Source organism: Citrobacter sp. KTE151, assembly GCF_000398845.1.
Classification (GTDB): Bacteria; Pseudomonadota; Gammaproteobacteria; order Enterobacterales; family Enterobacteriaceae; genus Citrobacter; species Citrobacter braakii.
Genome location: NZ_KB976064.1, coordinates 577,551 through 603,166 on the forward strand (window position 1 = coordinate 577,551; position 25,616 = coordinate 603,166).

At 49.3% G+C, this 25,616-nt stretch carries 30 protein-coding genes, 3 tRNA genes and 1 pseudogene; 9 read left to right on the forward strand and 25 right to left on the reverse strand.

Features of this window, described 5'->3' with window-relative positions; translation table 11 throughout:
* Positions 1 to 155 precede the first annotated feature (155 nt).
* The gene (tyrP, locus tag WC7_RS11975) at positions 156 to 1,367 is read left to right on the forward strand and encodes a tyrosine transporter TyrP (RefSeq protein ID WP_016153458.1); all 1,212 of its coding nucleotides are present in this window, start codon (positions 156 to 158) and stop codon (positions 1,365 to 1,367) included.
* 28 nt (positions 1,368 to 1,395) lie between these two features.
* On the opposite strand, the gene WC7_RS11970 is transcribed toward tyrP, so the two are convergent.
* From WC7_RS11970 to WC7_RS11950, 5 genes are all read right to left on the reverse strand, one after another.
* Complete coding sequence (locus tag WC7_RS11970; RefSeq protein ID WP_016153459.1) at positions 1,396 to 2,061, reverse strand: YecA/YgfB family protein; 666 nt, start codon at positions 2,059 to 2,061, stop codon at positions 1,396 to 1,398.
* A 209-nt stretch (positions 2,062 to 2,270) separates the two neighbouring features.
* Positions 2,271 to 2,552, reverse strand: a complete 282-nt coding sequence (locus WC7_RS11965) for a heavy-metal-associated domain-containing protein (protein WP_016153460.1) — start codon at positions 2,550 to 2,552, stop codon at positions 2,271 to 2,273.
* Positions 2,549 to 2,905: a mercuric transporter MerT family protein gene (locus WC7_RS11960; RefSeq protein WP_016153461.1), complete on the reverse strand. Its 357-nt coding sequence runs from the start codon at positions 2,903 to 2,905 to the stop codon at positions 2,549 to 2,551. The genes WC7_RS11965 and WC7_RS11960 overlap by 4 nt, the downstream gene beginning before the upstream one ends.
* Positions 2,883 to 4,025, reverse strand: a complete 1,143-nt coding sequence (locus WC7_RS11955) for a transglutaminase-like domain-containing protein (RefSeq protein ID WP_016153462.1) — start codon at positions 4,023 to 4,025, stop codon at positions 2,883 to 2,885. The genes WC7_RS11960 and WC7_RS11955 overlap by 23 nt, the downstream gene beginning before the upstream one ends.
* 206 nt (positions 4,026 to 4,231) lie before the next feature.
* Entirely contained in the window at positions 4,232 to 4,702 is a 471-nt protein-coding gene (locus WC7_RS11950) for an SRPBCC family protein (protein WP_016153463.1), read from the reverse strand.
* A gap of 395 nt (positions 4,703 to 5,097) precedes the next feature.
* Here WC7_RS11950 and WC7_RS11945 point away from each other — a divergent pair, with 395 nt between their 5' ends.
* The gene (locus WC7_RS11945) at positions 5,098 to 5,439 is read left to right on the forward strand and encodes a hypothetical protein (RefSeq protein WP_016153464.1); all 342 of its coding nucleotides are present in this window, start codon (positions 5,098 to 5,100) and stop codon (positions 5,437 to 5,439) included.
* Between the two features lie 333 nt (positions 5,440 to 5,772).
* Here WC7_RS11945 and WC7_RS11940 read toward each other — a convergent pair whose 3' ends face one another.
* The 4 genes from WC7_RS11940 to WC7_RS11925 all read right to left on the reverse strand — a co-directional run bounded on the left by WC7_RS11940 (position 5,773) and on the right by WC7_RS11925 (position 8,729).
* A complete protein-coding gene (locus tag WC7_RS11940) occupies positions 5,773 to 6,354 on the reverse strand; it encodes a YrbL family protein (protein WP_016153465.1) in 582 nt (193 codons plus the stop codon).
* Positions 6,355 to 6,636: 282 nt separating this feature from the next.
* Positions 6,637 to 7,062: a glutaredoxin-dependent arsenate reductase gene (gene arsC / locus WC7_RS11935; RefSeq protein WP_016153466.1), complete on the reverse strand. Its 426-nt coding sequence runs from the start codon at positions 7,060 to 7,062 to the stop codon at positions 6,637 to 6,639.
* Between the two features lie 12 nt (positions 7,063 to 7,074).
* Complete coding sequence (locus WC7_RS11930) at positions 7,075 to 8,364, reverse strand: arsenic transporter (protein WP_016153467.1); 1,290 nt, start codon at positions 8,362 to 8,364, stop codon at positions 7,075 to 7,077.
* Positions 8,365 to 8,408: 44 nt separating this feature from the next.
* On the reverse strand, positions 8,409 to 8,729 hold the full coding sequence (locus tag WC7_RS11925; RefSeq protein ID WP_016153468.1) for a transcriptional regulator: 321 nt from the start codon (positions 8,727 to 8,729) through the stop codon (positions 8,409 to 8,411).
* An 86-nt stretch (positions 8,730 to 8,815) separates the two neighbouring features.
* Between WC7_RS11925 and arsH the strand changes: the two genes are divergently transcribed.
* Positions 8,816 to 9,514: an arsenical resistance protein ArsH gene (arsH, locus tag WC7_RS11920; protein WP_016153469.1), complete on the forward strand. Its 699-nt coding sequence runs from the start codon at positions 8,816 to 8,818 to the stop codon at positions 9,512 to 9,514.
* Between the two features lie 58 nt (positions 9,515 to 9,572).
* Here the strand turns inward: arsH and WC7_RS27140 are convergent.
* Positions 9,573 to 9,707, reverse strand: a pseudogene (locus WC7_RS27140) (IS30 family transposase); the annotation flags it as partial.
* Positions 9,708 to 9,838: 131 nt separating this feature from the next.
* Here WC7_RS27140 and WC7_RS27145 point away from each other — a divergent pair.
* Entirely contained in the window at positions 9,839 to 10,009 is a 171-nt protein-coding gene (locus WC7_RS27145) for a YnfU family zinc-binding protein (protein ID WP_162835200.1), read from the forward strand.
* Between the two features lie 392 nt (positions 10,010 to 10,401).
* On the opposite strand, the gene cspA is transcribed toward WC7_RS27145, so the two are convergent.
* On the reverse strand, positions 10,402 to 10,617 hold the full coding sequence (gene cspA, locus WC7_RS11915; RefSeq protein WP_016153470.1) for an RNA chaperone/antiterminator CspA: 216 nt from the start codon (positions 10,615 to 10,617) through the stop codon (positions 10,402 to 10,404).
* Positions 10,618 to 10,914: 297 nt separating this feature from the next.
* Here cspA and cspH point away from each other — a divergent pair, with 297 nt between their 5' ends.
* A complete protein-coding gene (gene cspH / locus WC7_RS25635) occupies positions 10,915 to 11,127 on the forward strand; it encodes a cold shock-like protein CspH (RefSeq protein ID WP_049040548.1) in 213 nt (70 codons plus the stop codon).
* A 393-nt stretch (positions 11,128 to 11,520) separates the two neighbouring features.
* On the opposite strand, the gene WC7_RS11910 is transcribed toward cspH, so the two are convergent.
* The 6 genes from WC7_RS11910 to uvrY form a co-directional block, all read right to left on the reverse strand.
* Positions 11,521 to 11,607 (reverse strand) — tRNA-Leu (locus WC7_RS11910).
* A gap of 12 nt (positions 11,608 to 11,619) precedes the next feature.
* Positions 11,620 to 11,693, reverse strand: a tRNA-Cys gene (locus WC7_RS11905).
* Positions 11,694 to 11,744: 51 nt separating this feature from the next.
* Positions 11,745 to 11,820 (reverse strand) — tRNA-Gly (locus tag WC7_RS11900).
* Positions 11,821 to 11,971: 151 nt separating this feature from the next.
* A complete protein-coding gene (gene pgsA, locus WC7_RS11895) occupies positions 11,972 to 12,520 on the reverse strand; it encodes a CDP-diacylglycerol--glycerol-3-phosphate 3-phosphatidyltransferase (protein ID WP_016153472.1) in 549 nt (182 codons plus the stop codon).
* Positions 12,521 to 12,575: 55 nt separating this feature from the next.
* The gene (uvrC, locus tag WC7_RS11890; protein ID WP_016153473.1) at positions 12,576 to 14,408 is read right to left on the reverse strand and encodes an excinuclease ABC subunit UvrC; all 1,833 of its coding nucleotides are present in this window, start codon (positions 14,406 to 14,408) and stop codon (positions 12,576 to 12,578) included.
* Positions 14,405 to 15,061 carry a UvrY/SirA/GacA family response regulator transcription factor gene (gene uvrY, locus WC7_RS11885; RefSeq protein ID WP_006684079.1) on the reverse strand — a complete coding sequence of 219 codons (657 nt, stop codon included), beginning with the start codon at positions 15,059 to 15,061 and terminating at the stop codon, positions 14,405 to 14,407. The genes uvrC and uvrY overlap by 4 nt, the downstream gene beginning before the upstream one ends.
* Before the next feature lie 458 nt (positions 15,062 to 15,519).
* Here uvrY and WC7_RS11880 point away from each other — a divergent pair, with 458 nt between their 5' ends.
* Positions 15,520 to 15,744, forward strand: a complete 225-nt coding sequence (locus WC7_RS11880; RefSeq protein ID WP_016153474.1) for a DUF2594 family protein — start codon at positions 15,520 to 15,522, stop codon at positions 15,742 to 15,744.
* Positions 15,745 to 15,810: 66 nt separating this feature from the next.
* Here the strand turns inward: WC7_RS11880 and sdiA are convergent, their stop codons facing one another.
* The 8 genes from sdiA to WC7_RS11840 all read right to left on the reverse strand — a co-directional run bounded on the left by sdiA (position 15,811) and on the right by WC7_RS11840 (position 23,154).
* Positions 15,811 to 16,533 carry a quorum-sensing transcriptional regulator SdiA gene (gene sdiA / locus WC7_RS11875; protein ID WP_016156833.1) on the reverse strand — a complete coding sequence of 241 codons (723 nt, stop codon included), beginning with the start codon at positions 16,531 to 16,533 and terminating at the stop codon, positions 15,811 to 15,813.
* Positions 16,534 to 16,764: 231 nt separating this feature from the next.
* Positions 16,765 to 17,517, reverse strand: coding sequence for an L-cystine ABC transporter ATP-binding protein TcyN (gene tcyN, locus WC7_RS11870; protein WP_003030477.1), 753 nt, complete (start codon positions 17,515 to 17,517; stop codon positions 16,765 to 16,767).
* Positions 17,514 to 18,182 (reverse strand): cystine ABC transporter permease, encoded by a 669-nt coding sequence (tcyL, locus tag WC7_RS11865; RefSeq protein ID WP_003030474.1) that lies wholly within the window; start codon positions 18,180 to 18,182, stop codon positions 17,514 to 17,516. Before tcyL ends, tcyN begins: the two co-directional genes overlap by 4 nt.
* A gap of 21 nt (positions 18,183 to 18,203) precedes the next feature.
* Positions 18,204 to 19,190, reverse strand: a complete 987-nt coding sequence (gene dcyD, locus WC7_RS11860) for a D-cysteine desulfhydrase (protein ID WP_016153476.1) — start codon at positions 19,188 to 19,190, stop codon at positions 18,204 to 18,206.
* A gap of 106 nt (positions 19,191 to 19,296) precedes the next feature.
* The gene (gene tcyJ / locus WC7_RS11855) at positions 19,297 to 20,097 is read right to left on the reverse strand and encodes a cystine ABC transporter substrate-binding protein (RefSeq protein WP_016153477.1); all 801 of its coding nucleotides are present in this window, start codon (positions 20,095 to 20,097) and stop codon (positions 19,297 to 19,299) included.
* Positions 20,098 to 20,197: 100 nt separating this feature from the next.
* Entirely contained in the window at positions 20,198 to 20,749 is a 552-nt protein-coding gene (fliZ, locus tag WC7_RS11850; RefSeq protein ID WP_016153478.1) for a flagella biosynthesis regulatory protein FliZ, read from the reverse strand.
* A 57-nt stretch (positions 20,750 to 20,806) separates the two neighbouring features.
* Entirely contained in the window at positions 20,807 to 21,526 is a 720-nt protein-coding gene (gene fliA / locus WC7_RS11845) for an RNA polymerase sigma factor FliA (protein ID WP_016153479.1), read from the reverse strand.
* Positions 21,527 to 21,687: 161 nt separating this feature from the next.
* Positions 21,688 to 23,154, reverse strand: coding sequence for a flagellin N-terminal helical domain-containing protein (locus tag WC7_RS11840; RefSeq protein ID WP_016153480.1), 1,467 nt, complete (start codon positions 23,152 to 23,154; stop codon positions 21,688 to 21,690).
* 255 nt (positions 23,155 to 23,409) lie between these two features.
* On the opposite strand from WC7_RS11840, the gene fliD reads away from it, so the two are divergent.
* From fliD to fliT, 3 genes are read left to right on the forward strand one after another with little or no spacing between them, the layout of a single operon-like run.
* Complete coding sequence (gene fliD / locus WC7_RS11835; RefSeq protein ID WP_016153481.1) at positions 23,410 to 24,816, forward strand: flagellar filament capping protein FliD; 1,407 nt, start codon at positions 23,410 to 23,412, stop codon at positions 24,814 to 24,816.
* A 15-nt stretch (positions 24,817 to 24,831) separates the two neighbouring features.
* Positions 24,832 to 25,239, forward strand: a complete 408-nt coding sequence (fliS, locus tag WC7_RS11830; protein ID WP_016153482.1) for a flagellar export chaperone FliS — start codon at positions 24,832 to 24,834, stop codon at positions 25,237 to 25,239.
* Positions 25,239 to 25,610, forward strand: coding sequence for a flagella biosynthesis regulatory protein FliT (gene fliT, locus WC7_RS11825; RefSeq protein WP_003030458.1), 372 nt, complete (start codon positions 25,239 to 25,241; stop codon positions 25,608 to 25,610). The genes fliS and fliT overlap by 1 nt, the downstream gene beginning before the upstream one ends.
* The last annotated feature ends 6 nt before the right edge of the window (positions 25,611 to 25,616 follow it).

Below are 25,616 nucleotides of genomic sequence, written 5' to 3' on the forward strand. Positions count from 1 at the left end.
CCCGCAGATAAATATCATTTGTGATACATCTTAACGCGCCAAACATCGTAAAGATTAATGTACATTCATTGTAACGGTGATTTGACGAAAATAGCGTTTTGCCTTAACCTGCGCCGCAGATATAACCGTTGATTATCTCTGGGACAGAGGAAAGCGTGAAAAACAGAACCCTGGGTAGTATTTTTATCGTGGCGGGAACCACGATTGGTGCCGGTATGTTGGCAATGCCGCTGGCCGCGGCAGGCGTGGGGTTTAGCGTCACGCTGGTATTGTTAGTGAGTCTTTGGGCGCTAATGTGCTACACCGCGCTGTTGCTGCTTGAAGTGTATCAACACGTACCGGCAGACACAGGGTTGGGTACGCTGGCAAAACGTTATCTTGGTCGTTACGGACAATGGGTAACGGGCTTTAGTATGATGTTTTTAATGTACGCGCTGACGGCGGCGTATATCAGTGGCGCTGGTGAGTTGCTGGCTTCCAGCATCAGCGACTGGACCGGGACAACGCTCTCTCCGACAACAGGCGTACTGCTGTTCACCTTTGTTGCCGGTGGCGTGGTTTGCGTTGGCACATCTTTGGTCGATCTGTTCAACCGTCTGTTGTTCAGTGCCAAGATAATCTTCCTGGTGGTGATGCTGGCCCTGTTAATGCCGCATATCCATAAAGTAAACCTGCTTACGTTGCCACTTCAGCAGGGGCTGGCACTTTCTGCAATCCCGGTTATCTTCACTTCGTTCGGTTTTCACGGCAGCGTCCCCAGTATCGTCAGCTATATGAACGGTAACATCCGTAAACTGCGTTGGGTGTTTATCACCGGTAGCGCCATTCCGCTGGTCGCCTATATCTTCTGGCAACTGGCCACGCTTGGCAGTATTAACTCCTCAACGTTCATGGGGCTGTTAGCCAACCACGCTGGTTTAAACGGTTTATTACAAGCATTACGTGAAGTCGTGGCTTCGCCGCACGTCGAACTGGCGGTGCATCTGTTTGCCGACCTTGCGCTGGCAACCTCTTTCCTCGGCGTCGCATTGGGATTATTTGACTACCTGGCCGACCTCTTCCAGCGCCGCAATACCGTAGCAGGAAGAATGCAAACCGGCGTGGTGACCTTCCTGCCGCCGCTGGCATTCGCGCTGTTCTATCCGCGAGGTTTCGTCATGGCCCTGGGGTATGCGGGCGTTGCCCTGGCGGTGCTGGCGTTGCTCATTCCCTCGATGCTGGCATGGCAGAGCAGAAAACAGAATCCACAGGCTAACTACCGCGTGGCGGGGGGTGCTCCGGCGCTGGCGCTGGTATTTTTGTGCGGCATTGTGGTGATAGCCGTACAGTTTTCTATTGCAGCAGGATTACTACCGGAAGTGGGTTAAAACAAAAGGGGCTTAACGCCCCTTTTTCTTAATGCAAACAACACTGCTTATATTTTTTACCGCTACCGCACGGACAAGGGTCATTGCGCCCTACCTTGGCATCCACTTTGACCGGTACTTTAATCGGCGTTTCCTGAGGATGCGCCATCCAGTAAGCATGCAGATCCAGCGCCGCCAGGCGGATGGCATCCACGCTCTCTTCGAACGCTTCTGGCGTCATTTTCTCAACGACCGCAAAGTTTTCTTCCGTACCGTGCAGCGCAATAGCCTCGAGCGCCGGTTTTAACGAGTCTGGTAACGCGGACCAGTCCGACAGCGCGACGCCGCGCATATAACCAAAACACCACTCTTCAACGATGGTCAGTTCATGCTCGTCAATTTCACGCAAACCAAACAGCGGCTCAAACTGCTCAGGATATTCATCCAGGCGATCGGCCGTATCCGCCATATGTTGAAACGCCAGGTTCATGAAACGCGTCATTTCTTTTTCGGAGGACCAGCGAGGAACATACTGCGCGCCGCCCCAAATAGCGACCAGCCACTGCTCCGGTTCAATTTCATACGGTGAACTCAGTACCGCCGTCAGTAAACCATCCAGTTCTGACACATCCAGAATAGCCTTATCTGTATTGTACTTAGTCAGTACATCATCCAGCCATTCCAGTTCGCTCTCGTTTAATGGTCCCGTTTTCATAACGCTTTTCCTTAGTCAAAAAATCTTGCCTGTGATCATCCTACATGGCTGGAGGGATAACAGATATAAATGGGCATTTGCGGCTTACAGCAGCCGCCTGTTCAGGTTAACAGGAAAAGAGGGGAATTCCGGTAGTTAACGCACAAAAGAGAACACTAAGCCGCCGGGCATCATACCGGGAAAACACAATAAAACCACCCGCAGGTGGTTTACTGTTGTTCAATACGGTTGAGCGTTGCGGTATAGCCCGTTTTCGCTACTGCGTTAAGTAGAGTATCGGTTGGGAAACCTTCTGGCACGATGGCTTCTGCCTGCCGGGTTTTGAGAGAGGATTTTGCTTTAATCACGCCGTCAGTTTCACGTAGCGCCTGATTGACCGAAATAACGCATAACGAGCAGGTCATATTTTGTATATCCAGCACCACTTTTTGATTGGCCGCCTGAGCCCACAGCGGCAACAGCAAGCATGCAACTAACGCGAAGATCTTCATTCAAACACCTCATAAAACCAGGCAACAAGCGTTGGGTAAAATAGCACCGGCAAAATCAATGCCAGCGCGCACCAGTAGAGAACGCGCGCTTGCTTCAGAGTTAACCACCCGGAGCACCACAACCGTTTGGAAAAATAGAGCCGCCAGAAGACACGCAGTAATAATCCCAGGGACAGCAGTACCAGAGGAGTTCGCAAAAACTCAAACCGGGTGAAAACGGCGAAGCTCGCCGCCGAAATACCAAACAGCAGGTAAAGTAGCGGTCCAACACAGCATAAGCCAGCGGTGACGGCGGCCGCAGCAGCCGTCAACAGGGTAAGCCCCGCACCTTTAGCGTTGTTCTGTGGCGACATAGCTGTAGGAGAACGCTTTAGGATCATAAAAATTGATCGGGTCACCATCGACTTCAGCGTAAGGATAACCAAAGTTATTCATGGCCCCCTGCTCCGTTGCCGGATACAACTCGAAATCACGTCCGTAGTTGAATCCAACCCAGTTCATTTCCCAGTTACCAAACAGGTAAGCGTTAACCGCCTGGACATCGGCATCCTGATGCGTTTTTTTCTCTGCCAGACGCATTTTGGTCACGTCAGCAGGATCGCACGGTAACCAACCGTAACCTGCCAGATAGAACTCAGCGCGGCAGTGTTGTCCGCCGCTCACATTGGCAACGCCTGCACTGTCGGCTGTGCCAAAAGCACTTTTCGAGTAACGTTCGAGCTTATTGGCCTTGCCCAGACGGATGCCAAACAGTTCGCGCGCCGGAATACCGCTGGCCCGCGCCAGAGCAACAAAAACGGAGCTCATGTCGGTGCATTTTCCTTTGAGCTTACCGCTTTTTAATATCTCCGCCACATCCCCCGTGCCGCAGCCAATAACGTCGTTGTCACGCTCCATATGGCTGCTGACCCATTCGTAAATCAGGCGCGCTTTTTTTAGCGGATCCTGCTCATTACCGGTGATTTTACGCGCGGTTTCCAGGACCAGTCCATCAACTGGGGTATGTGCCGTCGGCAACAGATACGGTTTTACATCCAGCGGATAAATAATCTGCTCAGGTGCCTGCCAGTTTTTCAGCGCGTCCTGCTTCAGCGGTTCCCAGTCGGCGGTTTCAATGTCGATATCAACGTTAACCAACAATTCACCCTGCGAGTCAGCCCAGGTGGCAAACAGCGTTTTCGCGCCATAGGTATTATTGGTGGTGACGTACGCCAGCTTATAGTTTCCGCTAAAGGCAAGCGCCGTCATTTGTTGAAACGCGGTATCCACCGGTAGCGGGATCCACAGTTTCACCACGCCGCTCGATCCCTTAGGAGGATTAAGTTTATACGTTTGAGATAAGACAAAGCGTCGACGAGCTATTGGCGCAACGGATGGCTCAGCGGCACGTACCGTCTGGCTAATGACTGCAGGGCCGACTAATCCGGCGGCGGAAAGGAGAACGCTATTTTTGAGAAACTGACGACGTTGCATTGCTGTCTGTCCAGGTTGTAAGAGTTGAGCTACGGCTAAAGGGGAAACCGTAAGCGATCATCACAGCAGACAGAGGCTGGCATAAAAAGGCGAGTCGATGGAGATTATTCATCAATAACAGACCTGTTAACTGTGAATGAAGTGAGAAACTGCAAGGTCGCTATTAAGCCATTTACAGCCAAAAAAGTACAGCAGCGGAGATACGTTCAGACTATATACACAGTCGTTGCCAGTTTGCGGGCTAACCCTCTTGCCCCCTCGCACATGACCGTATTGTGATTCCAGCGAAATACAGGTGCTGCCAGCGGGGCGAGATAATTCATCCAGCGGATCGTGGTACGCACATTCCAGTCATATCTGACAATAGTCGCTGTACCATTGGCAGTAAAAGACCATACCCCTCGCCCTTCCACCGCGCCGCTGGCTTGTCCTTCAAGCAATGTGTAAGGCCGTATTTTCAACACATTGATATCAAAGGTTAAGCGATAAGGAAGCGCCCCTTTCCAGGTATAACGATGCAACGCCCCAATACCCCGTAAATCCCCTTTCCTTATCTCAACGATACGTTCCAGACTTCCCCACCATTCAGGCCAGCTATCCGGATGGGAAAAAACATCCCATACCTCCTGAATTGAAGCCTCAACCCGCCAGACTGTGGAAAACTGATAGTCAGCCATAGTGCAGGCTCCCTCAAGGCGTGAAAAAATTGACGGGGAAACGGGTGTTGATAACCATAGCATCCAGAAGAACAGTTTCTAATCGCTGCCCATCTGGCGCATAGCTGATCACTTTGGCAGGGAGTCCGTGATTATTATCCAGCCAGATGTCGTAGCGGTGAACGCAATTCGCGGAGAAAATGAGACGCGCATAACCGCCCCCTGTATCGGTACTATCTGTAAACTGGAGTCATCAGCTGTCGACTGTTTTTATTATAGTTCTTATTGTGCGCCACTCTTCTCCCGCCCCCTCAGACTCCGTACAGGCAACAGGCTTAAATTGTTCATTTTCTATTCAGATGAGATGACAACATAAGACTATACTTTAATAACCATACTTTTAATGGGTATTAATCATGAAACTGCCATCGGTATTTTCATGCGCCGTCCTCGTATTGCTGCTGGCGTCATCGTCTGCCGCAGCCAGCGCGTTACAAAACCAGGCCGCAAGAGAGCAAGAGTTAAGCGCGGCACTTCTTGCAGGAAATGGCGTCATCATCATTGGCGGGACGGATGATTTCGCTTTCACATTCAGGACACGTAACCGAATCCACAGACATTTGGCGATTCAGGATGGCATAGGCGATCCCATCATGATGAATGGTTTTCAGGACCACAACTATAATCCCGCCCGGGATGGCTTTATCAACAACCCAGCCCGTGGAAGGTTTATGTTTAATGCACCGATTCGTCGATAGAATGATTGGCAATGGGGAGTGTGTAGCGGGCGGCTTAACGTATCTGGCAGGCTTACTTGACGCAAAATATCTATGGTTCGTCAAAAGCCGGCACAAAAAAACCACCGGTAGGTGGTTTCGCGACACTGCTTATTGCTTTGATTGTTCTATTCTTTCCCATGGTACCCGGTGTAGGATTTGACCCCACACAGCACGAACGCCGAGCAGTTCAGGATATTTTCAAGAAGTTAATATGTAACTCGCTTCTGTGTAAACACCTTTGTTAATCAGGTATGCGGGATCGGAAGTCCGGCAACAGAAAACTGGTGATTCGATTATTTTTAACCTGCGTGGTTAAGCTTGTTGCAGACCGTTCAAATCGTTAAGCATCCGCTTGAGACATTTGATTTTATTCTTATCGCGAACTGATTGCGAAAGCTTACTGAGTTGAAAAAACGTTTTGTCACCAAAACCATCAATGACTTTGAAGCGATAATCCTGACGCTCGCTATCCCAGGCATAAACAATGTTTTTACAATGCAAGGAGTTAATAATGACTTTGGTGCTGACAAACCATGCTAAAAAAGCATTCAACTTCTGCATTTTGCTGTCATCGAGTTCTTTTTTCAGAGCAAGCTGATAAAGAGTTTGAGCAATGTTGCCATGCTCATCGCACTCCTTCACAGTGATCTGCCCTAGACCTTTATTTGTTTCAACAAGACCTTCGATCTTTTGCATATAAAGAGAGTCTGTTTGATGACCAGGCTTGCATTCTTTGAGGTCCCGGAAGACTTCCCGTAACTTGCTTTTATAGTTCGCAATATCTGAAATAACGATTTTGATCAGCAGGTTACTATCCTGTGGATGCTGAAAGACGTAACGATCGTTACCTCTGGCAAGTAAGTCTTCATCTGTCAATACAAGCTCTTGTTTCATGATAGTTTTTGACTCTTACCCTAAGGGAAATGAAATTGCCTCAACTGACCTGCATCGGTAAGTTCTGCTAATCAAAAACTATTATGTATATATTTATTTCAATAATTGATAAACGAAACGCATTCGGAGTGAGGCAAATGCCTCTTCTGGCAAGTGGGCTGGCTAATGAACCTGTTTTGATACCCCCGCAAATAAGCTTCTCCAGTCGTAAACGAGGATTATCAGCCAAGAGCAGCCCCCGCTATGAAGTAAACAGACTCCCGATAATATTAAGCGGAAAGATTACTTAACCCGTTTCCCCGTTTCGTCAATGACCTTTTCGCCATCCTCTTTGGTAAAAGAGCCTTTCTGAGCTTCAGGTAAAATATCCAACACAATTTCTGAGGGACGACAAAGACGCGTGCCAAGCGGCGTCACTACAATCGGCCGATTAATCAGGATCGGATGCTGAATCATAAAATCGATCAACTGCTCATCAGAAAACTTATCTTCATCAAGACCCAGCTGCTCATAAGGTTCAACGTTCTTCCGCAGCAATGCGCGTACTGAAATGCCCATATCTGAAATCAGTTTGGTCAGTTCATCACGAGTCGGGGGCGTATCGAGATAATAAATAATAGTTGGTTCGTTACCGCTGTTACGGATCATCTCCAGCGTGTTACGTGAGGTGCCACAGGCCGGGTTGTGATAGATGGTAATGTTGCTCATATCAGTATCTCATTACAAAGTGACAGAGAGCCGCCACGCCAGCGCGGCCAGAGTGACGAACAGCACGGGCAGAGTCATGATAATGCCGGTGCGGAAGTAATATCCCCAGGTGATGGTCATATTTTTCTGTGCCAACACATGAAGCCACAGCAGAGTTGCCAGACTGCCTATCGGGGTGATTTTAGGCCCTAAATCGCAGCCAATCACATTGGCATAAATCATCGCCTCTTTGACGACGCCGGTCGCAGCACTCCCGTCAATGGACAATGCACCAATCAGCACCGTCGGCATATTGTTCATCACAGACGACAAGAAGGCAGTCAGGAAGCCGGTACCGAACGTGGCAGCCCATAAACCTTTGTCTGCCAGCATATTGAGTACAGCAGAAAGATACTCGGTGAGTCCTGCATTACGCAGGCCGTAGACGACCATATACATACCCAGCGAGAAAATCACGATCTGCCAGGGCGCCCCGCGCAGCACTTTCCCGGTATTAATGGCGTGGCCACGCTTGGCTACCACGAACAGCACCGCAGCCCCAACTGCTGCTATCGCGCTTACAGGGATCCCCAGCGGCTCCAGAAGAAAGAAACCGACCAGCAGGAACAGCAGAACAATCCAGCCCGCCCTGAACGTCGCCGGATCTTTAATCGCACTGGCAGGCATCTTGAGCAGTGAAACGTCATAACTGGCCGGGATATCGCGGCGGAAGAAGAGATGGAGCATGACCAGCGTGGCAGCTATGGCCGCCAGGTTCACAGGGACCATCACGGAGGCATACTGTGTAAAGCCCAGGCCGAAGAAATCCGCCGAGACAATATTGACCAGGTTAGAGACAATCAGCGGCAGGCTGGCAGTATCTGCGATAAACCCTGCAGCCATGACAAAGGCCAGCGTCGTCGCCTGGCTGAACCCCAGGGCGAGCAGCATCGCAATCACAATCGGCGTCAGTATCAGTGCAGCACCGTCGTTAGCAAACAGCGCAGCAACAGCAGCGCCAAGCAGTATTATCCAGGTAAACAGCAGGCGACCACGCCCGTTACCCCAGCGGGAGACATGCAGCGCGGCCCATTCAAAGAAACCGGACTCATCAAGCAGCAGGCTGATGATAATCACCGCGATGAATGCCGCTGTTGCGTTCCAGACGATATTCCAGACTACGGGAATATCATCAATGTGGATGACCCCCGTCCCCAGTGCCAGTAAGGCTCCGATACTTGCGCTCCAGCCAATGCTGAGACCTCTGGGCTGCCAGATGACCAGGACCAGCGTCAGTATAAAAATACTCCCTGCCAAAAGCATTTTAGATTCCTTTACATATGATTATGCGTATGTGAGAAACTATCTCAACAGGATGTGCAGGCTGATTTTTTCAGCCATTCACCCACATCTTTCCTCAGACACTGCCAGGACGTCGTGATCGTCTCAGCGGCCCACGCTGGCATGTGGGGAGACAGACGGTAGTGAATCCATTTGCCTTCCCGGCGGTCAAGCACCAGCTCCGCTTCTCGCAGAATAGCCATGTGGCGAGAAATTTTAGGCTGTGATTCAGAGGTCGCCGCGCATATATCGCACACGCACAGTTCGCCGGATTCCCGGAGAAGCATAACAATGGCGAGACGGGTTTCATCCGACAGGATTTTAAAAAGCTGAACAGGCTGTAGCATTTTTTACTCCGTTCCCTTTAAAATACATATATGATAAATCATATGTGTTGAATTTGAAATCACAGAACCTCCCGGAGGAGTAAAAAATGGAACACTTTCCTGCACTGAATGCTGATTGCTTCGATCAGCAGATTGCTGAACGCCTGCAGCTCCAGGAGCCGCCACGCATACTGATCCTGTATGGCTCGGTAAGAGAGCGTTCTTACAGTCGCTTTGCCGCAGAAGAAGCGGGACGCCTGCTGACGGCGATGGGAGCGGAAGTAAGACTGTTTAACCCCTCAGGTTTACCCCTGCCGGATGATGCCCCAGATACGCACCCAAAAGTCACCGAGCTGCGCGAGCTGGTCAGATGGTGTGATGGGATGGTGTGGAGTTCCCCGGAGCGGCATGGGGCAATGAGTGCGGTGATGAAGGCACAGATCGACTGGATACCCTTAAGCGAAGGGGCCGTTCGCCCTTCACAGGGAAAAACACTGGCGGTGATGCAGGTCTGCGGCGGGTCGCAGTCTTTTAACGCCGTGAACCAGATGCGTATCCTTGGGCGCTGGATGAGGATGTTCACGATCCCTAACCAGTCCTCAGTAGCCAAAGCCTGGCAAGAATTCGATGAGAACGGGCGAATGAAACCTTCGTCCTGGTATGATCGTATCGTCGATGTCGCCGAGGAGTTGTTTAAAATCACGCTGCTGCTCAAGGGGCAAACCGATTACCTTGCCGATCGCTACAGCGAACGAAAAGAGAGCCATCAGGAGCTTTCATCCCGCGTCAATCAGGCGAAAATATAACGTCCTTTTTTACTGAGCTCAAAAACGTCCGCTTTTTGCTGGGCGTTCAGCCGCTGGATGCAACAATGTTAATTCTTTGCTGGCTGCGAAACGATAAGCCAGATCCTTTTGGGAAATACTGTCTGAGCAATCTGTTCGTATTTTCATTAGAACCACGCAGCCAGGGAGATTGAGGATTACAGAAATAAATTTGGGAAGCCGCCCTTATCATCAGGCTCTTTGCGATACCTTTTCTTTATATTTACATATCCAAAACATCATAAAGTTAAGATTTTTTGGACAAATTAGGGTATGGTTGAAGTTCATCCACTCAAGGAAAAGCCTATGTCAGAACGTAAAGACTCTAAATCACGCCGCAACTATCTTGTCAAATGCACCTGCCCAAACTGTACCCAACAATCTGAACACAGTTTTTCAAGAGTACAAAAAGGTTCTCTTTTAATCTGTCCTCATTGCAATAAAGTATTCCAGACAAACCAAAAAGAAGCAGCCTGAATCCGTTTTAGACTCTATTTCTGGAACAGAATCACCACATCTGTATTTTAAGATTTATCAAGCTACAGATAATAGAAAACCCGCTGGCTGCGGGTTTAGTATTTTCATATTTAAAAATAAAAAATATGGTGATATCTGGGAAAAGCTATCCCCTTGCGTACGTTGCCGTGCAAAGCAAGCGGTTAGACTTTTCGTGCAGCGAACCTACACGTACTCACAATGGTCAGCATACTTTCTCATGCAAAAGAGAGATGAAATATGCTGACCGTTGCCCTGAATGCCGGATCAGTAACATTTCATCTCTACTGACCCAACAATACATCCATTGCTTCTGTCAGTATGTCTACTCAGGCTTTAGCCTTCTTCGTTATCGCATACAGACAAAAAAGGATTTACTCTGTAATAACTACATTGCCAGCAACCGGACCTTTAGTACCATTCTCAATGGAGTAAGAGACTTTTTGCCCTTCAAACAAGGTGCGGAAATTATCGCTCTGGATAGCAGAAAAATGTACAAATAAATCTTTACTACCGTCAACAGGAGAAATAAAACCGAATCCCTTATCGGCATTAAACCATTTTACTAAACCATTCATCTTTTTTGACATTTTGTATTCCTTAATTTGGCCTTCCGGCGAACATGGTTTTATTACAGAAACTACTTAGTGCTTAGTGGGGAGACTCAAAGAAGGGATAAATATAAAACACCTGAAATGAGAACTGCTTTAGTAAACTACTTTGTATTTTGTCTGTTCTTCAAACCGACGCGACCATTAACGCACGGGCGTATATAATAATCAATGTTTATTTTAGCTATCCAGATCTCACGATTGCTGAAAAATATTTCTGGCATTATCCAGGGGTATGTGTATAGTGCAACACGTTATTAGCTTTAAGGAATTTTTTTGTCTCGTAAAATGACAGGAATTGTCAAAGCCTTTGACTGCAAGAGCGGTAAAGGCCTTATCTCCCCCTCCGATGGTCGCAAAGATGTACAGCTTCACATTTCAGCCTTAAGTCTCCGTGACTCAGAAGTACTCATCCCCGGATTACGCGTTGAGTTTTGTCGAATAAATGGTCTTCGAGGCCCCTCGGCTGCGAACGTTTATCTCTCATGACCTGTAGCCGCCCCTGCTGACTTCTGGAATCATAAAAGAGAATTTCAAAACAGGGAGAGTTTCATATGTATCAGAAAATCTATCTCAACGACTGGCTGACGGGCCTTAAGAGCTCATGCTGCACGCTGATAGTAACTCTGCTTGTTTTCATCTAACCTGTTAGTTCAAGACCGGTAAGAGTTGCAATAGCGTTGGCGTATCTGTGTTGAGCCCGTCAGGGTGATATGCTTGCGTTACACCCCAAAAGCCTGTGATGCACATAGGATGAAAGCCAGGGGATTTCTGATCCTGAAGGTTCGCTGAGCGAGAAGCGGGAAATTTCAGGCACAAAAAAACCACCCGTAGGTGGTTTCACGACACTGCTTATTGCTTTGATTATTCTTTTCTTTCCCATGGTACCCGGAGTGGGACTTGAACCCACACAGCGCGAACGCCGAGGGATTTTAAATCCCTTGTGTCTACCGATTCCACCATCCGGGCTCGGGAAGAAATTGGAGGCGCGTTCCGGAGTCGAACCGGACTAGACGGATTTGCAATCCGCTACATAACCGCTTTGCTAACGCGCCGAAATCTTCTGGCTTTTCAGCCGACATCCGCTATTGCCGATGTCTTTAATTTGGAGCGGGAAACGAGACTCGAACTCGCGACCCCGACCTTGGCAAGGTCGTGCTCTACCAACTGAGCTATTCCCGCATCACCAAGTAACTTTGTTAATCACTTGATTTTGTTATCGTCTGGCAATCAGTGCTGCCGTTCGATGCGTTGCATTCTACTTACCTGACGCAATGAGTCAACGATATTTTTCACCACTGACGATCGTTTGCTGAAATTTGCGCCGAAACGATCACTGTTCAAGCAAATCTCCCCACGCAGCGCTCAAATACTGGAACATTGACCACAACGTCAGTATCGCGGCGACGAAGAAAAGTGCGATCCCGGCGTACTCTACCCAAATATTTGGACGCCACAGCAGCCATGCGAGCGCGGCCATTTGCGAAGTAGTTTTCACTTTGCCGATCCAGGACACCGCCACACTGCTACGTTTACCCAGTTCAGCCATCCACTCACGCAGCGCAGAGATAATAATTTCACGCGCGATCATCGTGGCGGCAGGAAGCGTTACCCACCAGCTGTGATAGTGCTCGGTCACCAGCACCATCGCGATAGCCACCAGTACCTTATCAGCCACCGGATCGAGGAAGGCGCCAAAACGCGTGCTTTGGTTCCAGCGACGCGCCAGATAGCCGTCAAACCAGTCGGTGACCGCCGCAATACAGAAGATCAGCGCACAAACGAAGGGAGCCCAGGTGAATGGCAGATAAAAAGCCAATACAAAGAATGGGATCAGGATGACGCGAAACAGCGTGAGCAACGTAGGGATATTAAATTGCATATGACGGATAACTATCTGTTGTCAGTAAAATTACCCCTATGTTGCTACAGAGGGCCTAATGTTTCAACGAGTAGAAGATCTTTTCTGCCAGAGCTTGCGAAATACCCGGCACTTTTGCAATTTCTTCAATACTCGCGTTACGAAGCCCTTGCAAACCGCCCATATATTTCAACAACATCTGCCGACGCTTCGGCCCGACACCTTCAATAGTCTCCAGCGTGCTGGTACTTTTCACCTTCGCCCGTTTTTTACGGTGCCCGCTAATTGCATGATCGTGAGATTCATCGCGGATATGCTGGATAACGTGCAATGCAGGCGAATCCGGCGGTAGGCTAAAGCCCTCACCTTCCGGCTCAAAGAACAGCGTTTCCAGGCCGGCTTTACGATCGGCCCCTTTTGCCACGCCCAACAAAAGCGGGTGCTGCTTGTCCCAGGGAACGTCCAGCTCAGCAAAAACGGCTTTCGCCTGCCCCAATTGACCTTTCCCGCCGTCGATCAATATGACGTCCGGAATCTTACTTTCTTCAATCGCCTTACCGTAGCGCCGACGGAGAACCTGATTCATTGCCGCATAATCATCACCCGGCGTAATACCCGTGATGTTATAGCGGCGATACTCGGCGCGCAGTGGTCCATTGGCATCGAATACCACGCAGGAGGCTACCGTCTGCTCGCCCATCGTGTGGCTGATATCAAAGCACTCCATGCGTTTCACTGCGGGTAACTTGAGTACTGATGCCAGCGCCGTCAGGCGTTGGGTAATGGTCGACTGCTGGGAAAGTTTTGTGGTTAACGCCACCGCCGCGTTGGTACGCGCCAGCTTCAGATACCGCGCGCGATCGCCTCGCGGTTTCGTCTGAACGTTGATCTTCCGCCCGGCCAGCTCAGACAAAGAGTCTGCCAGCAGGGTTTTATCGCTAAGATTAAAATCGAGCAGGATCTCACCGGGTAAGGTGCGCATCTGACTTCCCTGCAGATAAAACTGTCCGACAAAGGTTTCAACGACCTCGCCGAGTTCTGTTCCACCTGGTACTTTCGGGAAATAGCTACGACTACCTAACACTTTACCCTGGCGAATAAACAGCACGTGCACACAGGCCATGCCGGCGTCAAACGCCACGCCGATGACGTCCAGATCGTCTCCGGTATTAGAGACAAACTGTTTTTCGGTCACGCGGCGTACGGCCTGAATTTGGTCACGAATGCGGGCAGCCTCTTCAAACTCGAGATTCTGGCTGGCCTTTTCCATCCGGGCGATCAGCTGCGTTAATACCTGATCGTCTTTCCCGGACAGGAACAGACGAACGTAATCAACCTGCTGCGCATACTCTTCCTCACTCACCAGGCCCGCCACACACGGACCGAGGCAGCGGCCAATCTGATATTGCAGACAGGGCCGCGAGCGATTGCGATAAACACTATTTTCGCACTGACGAATAGGGAAGATTTTCTGCAGCAACGCCAGCGTTTCGCGTACAGCGTAGCCGTTAGGAAACGGTCCAAAGTACTCGCCTTTGGCATGCTTGGCCCCGCGATGCATTGCCAGGCGAGGATGGGTATCGCCGCTGAGGAAAATAAAAGGATAGGATTTATCGTCGCGCAGCAAAACGTTATAACGCGGCTGATACAGCTTGATGTAGTTGTGCTCAAGCAATAACGCCTCGGTTTCGGTGTGCGTTACCGTGACATCAATCTGCTGTATTTGCGCGACCAGTGCTTCGGTCTTACGCGATGCGAGGTTGCTACGGAAGTAGCTGGAAAGCCTTTTTTTCAGGTCTTTCGCTTTCCCGACGTAGATGACCGTCCCGGCGTCATCATACATACGATAAACGCCGGGCTGACTGGTCACGGTTTTCAGGAACGCTTTGGCATCAAACTGATCGGTCACTGGCTTGTTAATGTCTCCGCATTACACAGGCCATGGCGAATTGCCAGGTGAGTCAGCTCAACATCGCCGTGAATGTTTAATTTACTGAACATTCGATAGCGATAGCTGTTCACCGTTTTAGGACTAAGATTCAGTTGCTCTGAGATCTCATTGACCTTCTGACCTTTGGTGATCATCAGCATAATCTGCAACTCACGTTCAGACAAACTGGCAAACGGGGTTTCCGTTTTCTCAGGCTCAATCTGGCTAAGCGCCATCTGCTGAGCGATATCGGAGGCAATATAACGTTGGCCAGAATAAACCGAACGAATCGCACTCACGACCTCCTGGGGCGCAGCCCCCTTACTGAGATAGCCCGCGGCTCCCGCCTGCATGACTTTTGCAGGTAACGGGTTTTCGGTATGGACAGTCAGCATGATCACTTTAATGTCAGCCGTTGAACGCGCAATTTTACGCGTTGCCTCAAGGCCACCAATACCGGGCATATTCATGTCCATCAGCACAACGTCAACGGAATTTGAGCGGCACCATTTTACCGCATCTTCACCGCAGCACGCCTCGCCGACAACTTTAATGCCTTTTATATCTTCAAGAATGCGTCGTATCCCTGCGCGCACCAGTTCGTGGTCATCAACAAGAAAAACGTTGATCAAAGGAATATCTCCAGAATAGGGATAACGCTACCGATAGTTAATCGGTCCTATGTTAACGGGTTTTATCTCAACTTTGAAATGTAAAAATCGCCGTCTTTCGATTTTGCTCTCGTTTTTGGAAATTAGAAGGTACGACGAGTGGAAACTTTCTGTTATGGCAACCTTTTGCCACGGTTATATCTGCATAGCTGTTTCAGAATAGTGACAAAAAATTCATATTCGTCCGTTGAATGCAAAATAGGCAGCTAAAGTTGTAACAATAATTAACGAGTAAAATACTCGAAATAAACAACAGATGGAGAAAATATATGCAGTGCAACATGTTGTTTATTTTAATGTCCGCGGCTTATGTTTGCGCAGAAAACAACCGCTGATATTTTTAGCCTCGCTTATGGTATACTCCGGCGCCTTAAGATTTGACATCGCACTTTTTCATTGAAACATAACGAGGAAAATAAATGAGTACGCCTGACTTTTCCACTGCTGAGAATAACCAGGAACTGGCCAACGAAGTCACCTGCCTGAAAGCCATGTTAACGCTGATGCTGCAGGCAATGGGCCAAGCCGATGCAGGGCGCGTGATTCTTAAAATGGAAAAACAGATCGCGCTGATTGAAGATCAATCACAGGCTGCGGTATTTTCCAGCACTGTTAAGCAAATTAAACAGGCCTACCGCCAGTAATAAGAACCCGGCTGACAGCGATGCTCTCAGCCGGGTTTGCGTCTGACACTCAGAACGATGATTTACTCAGATCAGCCCGGTTGCCGCGGCATAACAGGCGATCTGCGTTTTGTTTGGTGCATTAAATTTCTTTTGCATATTTTTCTGGTGAAAGTTAACGGTATTTTCAGAAATCGACAGAATTATCGCTATCTCTGAAGAGGTTTTCCCCTCTGCCGTCCATTTCAATATCTCTTTTTCCCGCTTGCTAAAGCGCATCTCTGGCGCCATGACCATGTCATCTTGCAGCCGCGTCAGTACCGACAAGCTTTCCCGCACAAGTAGTTGCATCCTGAGCTCTACCTCATCGTTTGCAAAGCGACTATTACGGACACTCGCACGCGATACCGATAAAAAACCCAACGCCCGATTAGGCAACATTAAGCATTGCGTCATCCCTTTACGTAAACCGTGATTGCGCGCGGCATCCCACAGGGGCTGTGCATCGCGAAATAAGGTATCGTTCCAGGGTAAATGCCCCTGACTGAAGTTTTCAGGCTTCAGCACCGGATCAATAGCGAAATAATTCTCGGACTGATAATGCGCCACCCATGCTTTGGGATAGGTCGTGTGAAGCGACGTTTTAGGTCGGGTAAAAGGTACGGGATGACGAACACAGAGCGCGTAAAAATCGAACTCTAAATGCTGCGTCTGTTGTTGTAATTCATTATAGACATCCTCTGCCGTCGCCATTTCCTGAAAGCGTAACAGCATACTCCGTCGCCAGGTGAAGAAATCATGACCCTGCATACTAAGTGGTAATACCCCTGAGATTGATAATCATCCAAACATATGAAACAAGCTAACACATAAATGTATTTTATATATGCAAATTATCGGACAAATGGTCAATTACTTGAGCATTACTCAACAACAGCAGGAAGTAAAAGTATTGGGAGTTAATAATAAAGCAATAATTATAAATAGTTATGCGAACAGCACTCGCCAAAAAACAATTTCGACGAGTGCTGCATGCACTATTTATTGCATCAGAAACTTTTCAAGAAACTGACGGGTTCGCGGTTGCTGCGGATGCGTGAATAAGGATTTAGCGGGCCCCTGCTCCACTATCCTTCCTTGATCCATAAATATCGCCCGATCGGCAACGTCGCGCGCAAAGCTCATTTCATGCGTCACTATCACCATGGTGCGTTTTTCCTGCGCCAGCTGGCGGATGGTATTAAGTACCTCACCAACCAGTTCAGGATCAAGCGCGGAGGTCGGTTCATCAAACAGAATCACCTCGGGGCGCATCGCCAACGCCCGGGCAATAGCCACGCGCTGCTGCTGCCCGCCGGACAAACGCCGCGGATAGCTGGTTTCTTTACCAGCTAACCCGACTTTCGCCAGCAGTTCGCGCGCACGGGCTGTCGCTTCGGCTTTCGGTTCGCCTTTAACAATCACCGGACCTTCAATAATGTTTTCCAGCACCGTGCGGTGCGGGAACAAATTAAAGTTCTGGAACACAAAGCCCACGTGCTGGCGCAACTGACGAATCAGACCTTTCTGCTGAGTTAACGAACGCGCGGTATCAATGGTAATCTCACCCACCTTAATGGTGCCCGCCTCCGGTTGCTCCAGCAAATTAATGCTGCGCAGCAGCGTCGTTTTGCCCGAACCGCTCGGCCCGATAATCGCCACAACTTCACCGGGTTTGACGTCAAGATCGATCCCATGCAGCACCGTTTGCCCATGGAATTTTTTGACCAGGTTTCTGACTTCGATAGCACTCATTTCGGCTCTCTCTCCTGGCGATTCAGTTGCTCTTCAAAATAGTTTTGCAGTGCAGAAAGCACCGTCGCCATCACCCAATAAATCAACGAGGCTGCCAGATACATCGTGAATACCTCCAGCGTACGCGAGGTAATCAACTGCGCCTGACGGAACAGTTCCGGTACCTGAATAGTCGCGGCCAGAGAGGTGTCTTTCACCAGACTGATAAAGCTGTTACTCAGCGGTGGGAGCGCAACCCGCGCAGCCTGCGGCAGTATTGCCCGGCGCATGGTTTGCCACCGCGTCATACCAATACTGGCACCCGCTTCCCACTGCCCTTTGTCGATGGAGGAGATTGCCGCACGCAGCGTTTCCGCAGCGTAGGCCGCCGTATTAAGCGATAAGCCAATCATCGCCGCCGGAATAGGATCAAGCTCAATACCAAACTGCGGCAGACCGTAATAGATCATGAACAGCTGAGCAATCAACGGCGTTCCGCGAAAGATAGAGATATAAAAGCGCGCCAGCCAGCGCACAGGCAGCAGCGGCGACAGACGCATCAGCGCCAGGATAAAACCCAGCACGAGGCCAAAGAACATCCCACCGATACTCAGTTGCAGCGTAAACACTGCACCCTTGAGCAGATACGGCAGAGAATCAATCACCAGTTGGATACTTTCATGCATTAGCGTTTTTCTACCTGGTCGTTACACGTGAGGATGGTAGGCAAACAGCGCAGGCGCCCCACCAGTATGAATAAAGAGAATTGGCCCTTCATCCTTGAAGCGTTTCTGGCTGATGCCATCAATCAGACCCGCCATCGCCTTGCCGGTATACACCGGATCCAACAAAATGCCTTCCAGACGCGCCAGCAGTTTTACCGCCTCCATGCCCTCTTCGTTTGGCGTACCGTAGCCCGGCGCATAATAATCGTCCCATAACAGGATTTCCGCTGAGGCCGTCAGTTCCAGCTCCCGGGCAATATCCTGCTGCAGTGCAACAACTTTGGGCTTTTGATCCGCCACGCTGCGTGAGACGGTCACGCCGATGAGTTCGACGTCTGGCATCAATTGCTCCAGGCCCACGGCCAGTCCGGCATGCGTTCCCGCACTGCCCGAGGCCACCACTACGGAAGAGAGCGAAACGGCCCCTTCACACTGTTGGGCAATTTCCAGCGCACTTTCCACATAGCCCAGCGCACCCAGTGCATTGGAGCCCCCAACCGGGATCACATACGGGCGGAACCCTTGCGCTTCAATCCGCGTCGCCAGCGCCTGCAGCTGTGCATTCGGGTCGGTCAGCGCATCGCACATTTCAATTTGCGTATTAAACAAGTCCAGCAGCAGACGGTTGCCATTGGTGAGATAGTTTTCGGCAGTGGTGCCTATCGGATTTTCCAACAGCGCCACGCAGTGCAGGCCAAGCTTAGCGGCGACCGCCGCCGTCTGGCGAACGTGGTTAGACTGAATCGCACCCGCGGTTATCAGCGTATCCGCGCCTTCACGCAGCGCGTCTGCGGCCAGAAACTCCAGCTTACGCAGCTTATTGCCGCCCATAGCCATCGGCGTGACGTCATCGCGTTTAATGAAAATATCGCGCCCGAGATAATCTGAGAGGCGCGGAAGATATTCGAGTGGCGTTGGCGCGCCAATAAATTCCAGACGTGGAAAGCGCGTTAAATTATGCAGCGGCATACAGCCTCCGGTATTCGTTGTTGTGATGTTCTTTTATTATGCACGTTCAGGCGCAATGAAATAAAAAAAGGCGCTGTTAAAGGCGCCTTTTTTCATCAGATGACGATTATTTCGTCACATCTGCTCCAAACCATTTTTCAGACAGAGCTTTCAGTGAACCGTCTTTCTGCATTTCAGCAATGGCTGCATCCACCGCTTTCAGCAGATCTTCATTGCCTTTACGCAGCGCCACGCCGGACTCCTGGCGGGAGAATGCTTCACCGGTAACGGCCAGCGTATCCTTGGTTTTTTTCACCAGATCCAGCGCGGCCAGACGGTCAACCAGGATGGCGTCGATACGACCTACGCGCAGATCCTGATATTTGGTCGGGTCATCATCATAGGTACGAATATCCACGCCCTGCACGTTCTGGCGCAGCCACTCTTCATAGTTGGTTCCCAGACCCACGCCAACTTTTTTACCTTTCAGGTCGGCAGCAGTCTTAATAACGCCTTCATTGCCTTTCTTCACCAGCGCCTGGATACCAGAGACCGTATACGGGGTAGAGAAATCGTATTTTTTCTTACGATCTTCAGAGATAGTCACCTGGTTGATGACCACGTCAATGCGTTTGGAATCAAGAGAAGCCAGCATACCGTCCCATTTGGTCGGCTTCAGAGTGGCTTTCACTCCGAGATGCTTGGCCAGTTCCTCGGCAAACTCCACTTCGAAACCGGTCAGCTTGCCGTCATCGCCCTGAAAACTAAACGGGGGATAGGTCCCTTCCAGGCCCACCAGCAGCGTGCCGCGCTCTTTAACTTTATTTAACAGACCTTCATCTGCATAAGTCTTCACGCTCATTCCGGCGACTAGTGCAACAGCCATTACACCCATCAGAGCCTGACGTCCCAGAAGTGCTAATTTCATAGTTACCCCGAATATTGTCATTAGTGACTATCATTTATGACTACAGTGTAAAGCGTTTGCCGTGATCCACAAACACGACTCTGTTACACCTTATTCGTTTTTAATATATATCAGAACTGGCTGTCCAGGAGGATTTCTGCATATGTCCCATATGCGTATGGGCTTTAAACTGCTCATACTTACGCAAGGCGATGCGGTAATTGTTGGTGCTGGTTTCCGGTAGCCACGGGGCAAGGTTTTCGTCGAGAAACCCTTCCTGCAGCAGATCGTGAGAGATATTTTGTTCGGTCAGATGATTCCCGAGGCGACGCAGGCGCACAACGTATTCGCGTACCGTGCCGTGACTCATTTCGGTCTGCTCGAATAAAAATTGCTTGAAGCCGATAATGTCAAAAAAGTCGCTCTGCTCTTTGCAGTGCAAATCACCACAAAAACGACACAGCGCCACCCACTCTTTTTTCTCCTGTTCCCACTCTGCTTCATTCAGCAACGTGTCCAGTCGGGCGATGGCGATTTTATTCACAATTTGCCCGCGGCGAACCAGCGTGATCCTGTCGAGCAACTTAAAGCAATGGGCGCAATGCGTCTGGCTGTGTTTGAAATCTTTGAGGTAGCGGCTTAGAGGCCGTCTTTTTGATTGCTGCACCGTCATGAGAACTCCTGGTAGTCAATTCGTAATGCGGCATTGTTCAGGGGTAATGATGTACCCCTATAGCTTACCCAGCTTGGTGCGTAGACGTTTGATGGCCTGACTGTGCAACTGGCTAACCCGTGACTCCCCCACTTCCAGTACCGCGCCAATCTCTTTCAGATTCAGCTCTTCCTGGTAGTACAGCGTTAACACCAGCTTTTCGCGTTCCGGCAACGCTTCGATCGCGTCCATCACGCGCTGGCGGAGGTTACCCTCAAGTAGCTGCTGTAACGGGTTTTCCTGCTGATGCTCTTCCGTCACCAGCTCAATACTATCGCCATGCTCTTCCCGCCACTCGTCGTAGGAGAAGAGTTGGCTATTATTGGTATCAAGCAACATCTGACGATATTCTTGCACAGGAATAGCCAGACGCTCCGCCACTTCGGTTTCCGTCGCGTTACGCCCTAATTCCTGCTCCAGTTGCCCCATCGCCTGTGCCACTTCGCGAGCATTGCGCCGAACGCTACGCGGCACCCAATCCCGGCTACGTAGTTCGTCCAGCATCGCTCCACGAATACGCTGCACTGCGTAAGTGGTAAATGCCGTTCCTTGCAAAGCGTCATATCGGTCGACTGCATTCAATAACCCGATGCCGCCCGCTTGTAGCAGGTCATCCAGTTCTACGCTCGCCGGCAAACGCACCTGAAGGCGCAATGCTTCGTGACGCACCAACGGTACATAACGCTGCCACAGCGAGTGTTTATCCATTACACCTTCAGCGGTATACAGTGAATTCACGATAAACAGCCCTGCGTTAAATGAGTTATCGGCATGATTATCCGTTTCTGCAGGGGTTTTAATCGGGTGAATAGTGGGTGAAATGAGGGGTTATTTGGGGGTTACGGGTAAAGCTGAATGTAAAAACCCCGCCAGAGCGGGGTTTGCGCGATAAGTGTAAATTAACGCAGCAGAGACAGAACGTTCTGCGGAACCTGGTTGGCCTGTGCCAGTACAGAGGTACCTGCCTGTTGCAGGATCTGCGCACGTGACATGTTGGACACTTCGGTCGCGTAGTCAGCATCTTCGATACGGCTACGTGCAGAAGACAGGTTGTTGACGGTGTTACCCAGGTTGGTGATAGCAGAATCGAAACGGTTCTGTACCGCACCGAGGTCAGAACGCAGGGCATCAACTTTTGCTAATGCTTTATCGATGGTTTCCAGCGGTTTTTCAGTTGATTGCATCGTTTTAGCTGCATCGGCATTGACAAGAATTGGGCTACCACCTTGCGACTTACCTACATACATAACTTTATTATCAACAGCATTTGTTACCACTCCGTCCTTGCTTACGTTGTAGTCTTGTCCATCAACGACTAAAGAACTACCGGTTTTCTTGCCATTTTTGATGTCAAGGTCAGAAACCGTTGCAGCTTTATTACTTACTTGTTCCGTAGTAAGCGTTCCAGCCGCTGTTTTATAGATAGGTTTATCTGTAGCCAAACTTGCGGCTGTCCCTGCAGCAGCCGTACTACCTGAGATAGTAAATTCTACTTTTTCATTATTGATTGTAGCTTCATATGTACCATTACCGTTCGTGGTAGTAGCACTTGTTACCTTATATTCAATACCTTTGAGGGTGAAAGTTGCGTTCTGAGCTTTACCCTGACCAGCAGCGGCTAATGCTGTAGCATCAACGCCTGGACCCGAGACTTTAGTATCGCTTGAAGTAGTCAGTGACCCATCTACTGCGCTAATGTACATCGAATTACCGGTGTTATCCTGAACAGCACCACTTTCAATGTTAACTGTATAAGTGTCACCAGCAACATCATAGTTGTCAGTACCGGTAGCTTTGAATTTAGAAACTAAATCACTAGCGGTTGCTTTTGTAGCTCCATTAATATTGAAACCATCTAATCCAAGTGTTTTAGCATCAATTTTTGCCAAATTAATCGTGATAGTTTCACCATCGTTAGCGCCTACCTGGATTTTCATCTCGTTATTCTCAGCCAGCACTTTCACGCCGTTGAACTGAGTCTGATCTGAAACACGATCAATTTCTTCCAGACGTTGAGTAATTTCAGCCTGAATCGAAGACAGATCGCTGTCAGAGTTGGTACCGTTAGTTGCCTGAACGGACAGTTCACGTACACGCTGCAGGTTGTTGTTGATTTCGTTCAACGCTCCTTCTGTAGTCTGTGCAACAGAAATACCGTCGTTGGCGTTACGGGAAGCCTGAGTCAGACCTTTGATGTTAGAGGTGAAACGGTTAGCAATCGCCTGACCAGCGGCATCGTCTTTCGCGCTGTTGATGCGCAGACCAGAGGACAGACGTTCGATAGCGGAACTCAGAGAAGACTGAGATTTGTTCAGGTTGTTCTGGGTCAACAGCGACAGGCTGTTTGTATTGATGACTTGTGCCATGATCTTTTCCTTATCAATTACAACTTGATGTTATTGGGCTGTTGCCCACGGTTTCTCACCGTAACCCATGTATCGGCACCTTAATTTCGAACTTTAGAAAATTTTTACTTTCCGCCCTCTTTTTTCTTAGCCCCAGAAATACCCGCAATATGCCCCACTATTCTGCGCATTATTTTTGCAAAACTATTATTAAACTTTGCGCGCAGATTGCCGATAACCCGCTTAACTACTGTTTGCAATCACAAGGAATTAGGCATGCCTTCATTTACATCACTGGGCGTTGGCTCAAACTTACCGCTGGATACATTGCTGACAAACCTGACGACCGCTGAAAAAAAGCGCTTAAACCCAATTACTCAACAGCAAAGCGCTAATACGGCACGTCTGACCGCCTACGGCACCTTAAAAAGTGCGCTGGAAAAATTTCAGACAGCTAACACTGCATTAAATAAACCAGAACTATTTAGAAGTACAAACGTTACCAGCAGTACAGAAGACCTAAAAGTATCGACAGAAGCGGGCGCTGCACCAGGAATTTACACTATTAGCGTAACGCAACTGGCGAAAGCGCAATCATTGAGTACCACCGCAGATATAAAATCGACCAAAGATGCCCTGGGTGATACCTCCGCGGAAACACGCACTATTAAAATTGAGCAACCAGGTCGTAAAGAACCGCTGGAGATTAAGCTTAAAAGCAACCAAACCTCCCTCGACGATATCAGTAAAGCGATTAACGATGCGGACAGCGGAATCTCAGCCAGTGTCGTGAAGGTAAAAGACGATGAATATCGCTTAGTTCTGACTGCTGCTGAAGGTACGGAAAGTAAAATGTCCATTTCCGTTGACGGTGATAGCAAGCTGAATGACCTGCTGGCATATGACAGCAAGACAGGCAATGGCAAGTTGGAGCAATTAGTTGGTGCAGAGAACGCTCAATTAACAATGAATGGCATCAAAATTGAGCGTCAGAGCAATAAAATTACCGATGCGCCACAGGGGGTGACGCTTGAACTGACCAAAGAAGTCACCGACGCACGGGTAACGGTCACCAAAAGCGATGAAAAAGCTACCGAAGCGATTAAAGGTTGGGTAGACGCCTATAACTCCCTCATTGATACCTTTAACACCCTAACCAAATATACTGAAGTCGATCCTGGCGCAGAGGCACAAGATAAAAATAACGGCGCACTGGTCGGCGATAGCGTTGTTCGTACGATTCAAACAGGTATCCGTGCGCAGTTTGCCAACACAAATAGTGAAGGCGTTTTTAAAACCCTGAATGAAATCGGTATTACTTCAGACGGTACGACAGGCAAGCTCAAGATTGATGATACTAAACTAAAAAAAGCTCTGGACGAAAACACCGCCTCAGTACGTGAGCTATTGGTTGGCGACGGTAAAGAAACCGGTATTACCACTAAAATTGCTACTGAAGTGAAAGGATATCTGGCCGATGACGGCGTTATCGACAGCGCACAAGATAATATTAACGCCACGCTGAAAAAACTGACTAAGCAGTATTTATCAGTAAGTGCCAGTATTGAAGACACGGTTGCACGTTATACGGCTCAGTTTACCCAACTTGATACCATGATGAGCAAACTGAATAACACCAGTACCTATCTGAGCCAACAATTTACGGCGATGAGTAATTCCTGATAACACGAGGTAAGTATGTATACCGCGAGCGGTACCAAAGCTTATGCACAGGTCAGCATAGAGAGTGGCGTGATGAGCGCAAATCCGCATCAGCTGATTGAAATGTTGTTTGATGGCGCGAACAGCGCCCTGGTGCGCGCTCGCCTGTTTATGCAACAGGGTGATATCGTCGCCAAAGGTGAAGCGTTAAGTAAAGCCATTAATATTATCGACAATGGCCTGAAGGCAGGACTTGATCAAGAGAATGGCGGCGAAATCGCCACCAGTCTGTCTTCACTGTACGACTATATGATTCGCCGTTTACTGCAAGCTAACTTGCGTAATGATTGTCAGGCCATTGAAGAAGTCGAAGGGTTACTCGGCAACATTGCAGATGCCTGGAAACAGATCTCACCGAAAGCATCTTCCCAGGAGTCTCGTTAATGACCTCAGCCGTGGAGTTTATCAACCGTTGGCAGCGCATCGCGCTGCTCAGTCACTCACTGCTGGAACTGGCGCAGCGCGGTGAATGGGACCTTTTACTGGAACAGGAAGTTACCTATCTGCAAAGTATTGAAGTGGTCATGGAAGAGCAAACTCCACCAGGCATTACGCGAAGTATTCAGGATTTAGTGGCCGGGTACATTAAACAGACGCTGGATAACGAACAACTGCTCAAAACATTGTTGCAGCAGCGTCTGGATGAACTCAGCAATCTCATCGGTCAGTCGACGCGCCAAAAGACGCTAAATAACGCTTATGGCCGTCTTTCCGGCATGCTGTTAGTTCCCGACGCCCCCACTGCCCCACAATAATTTCCC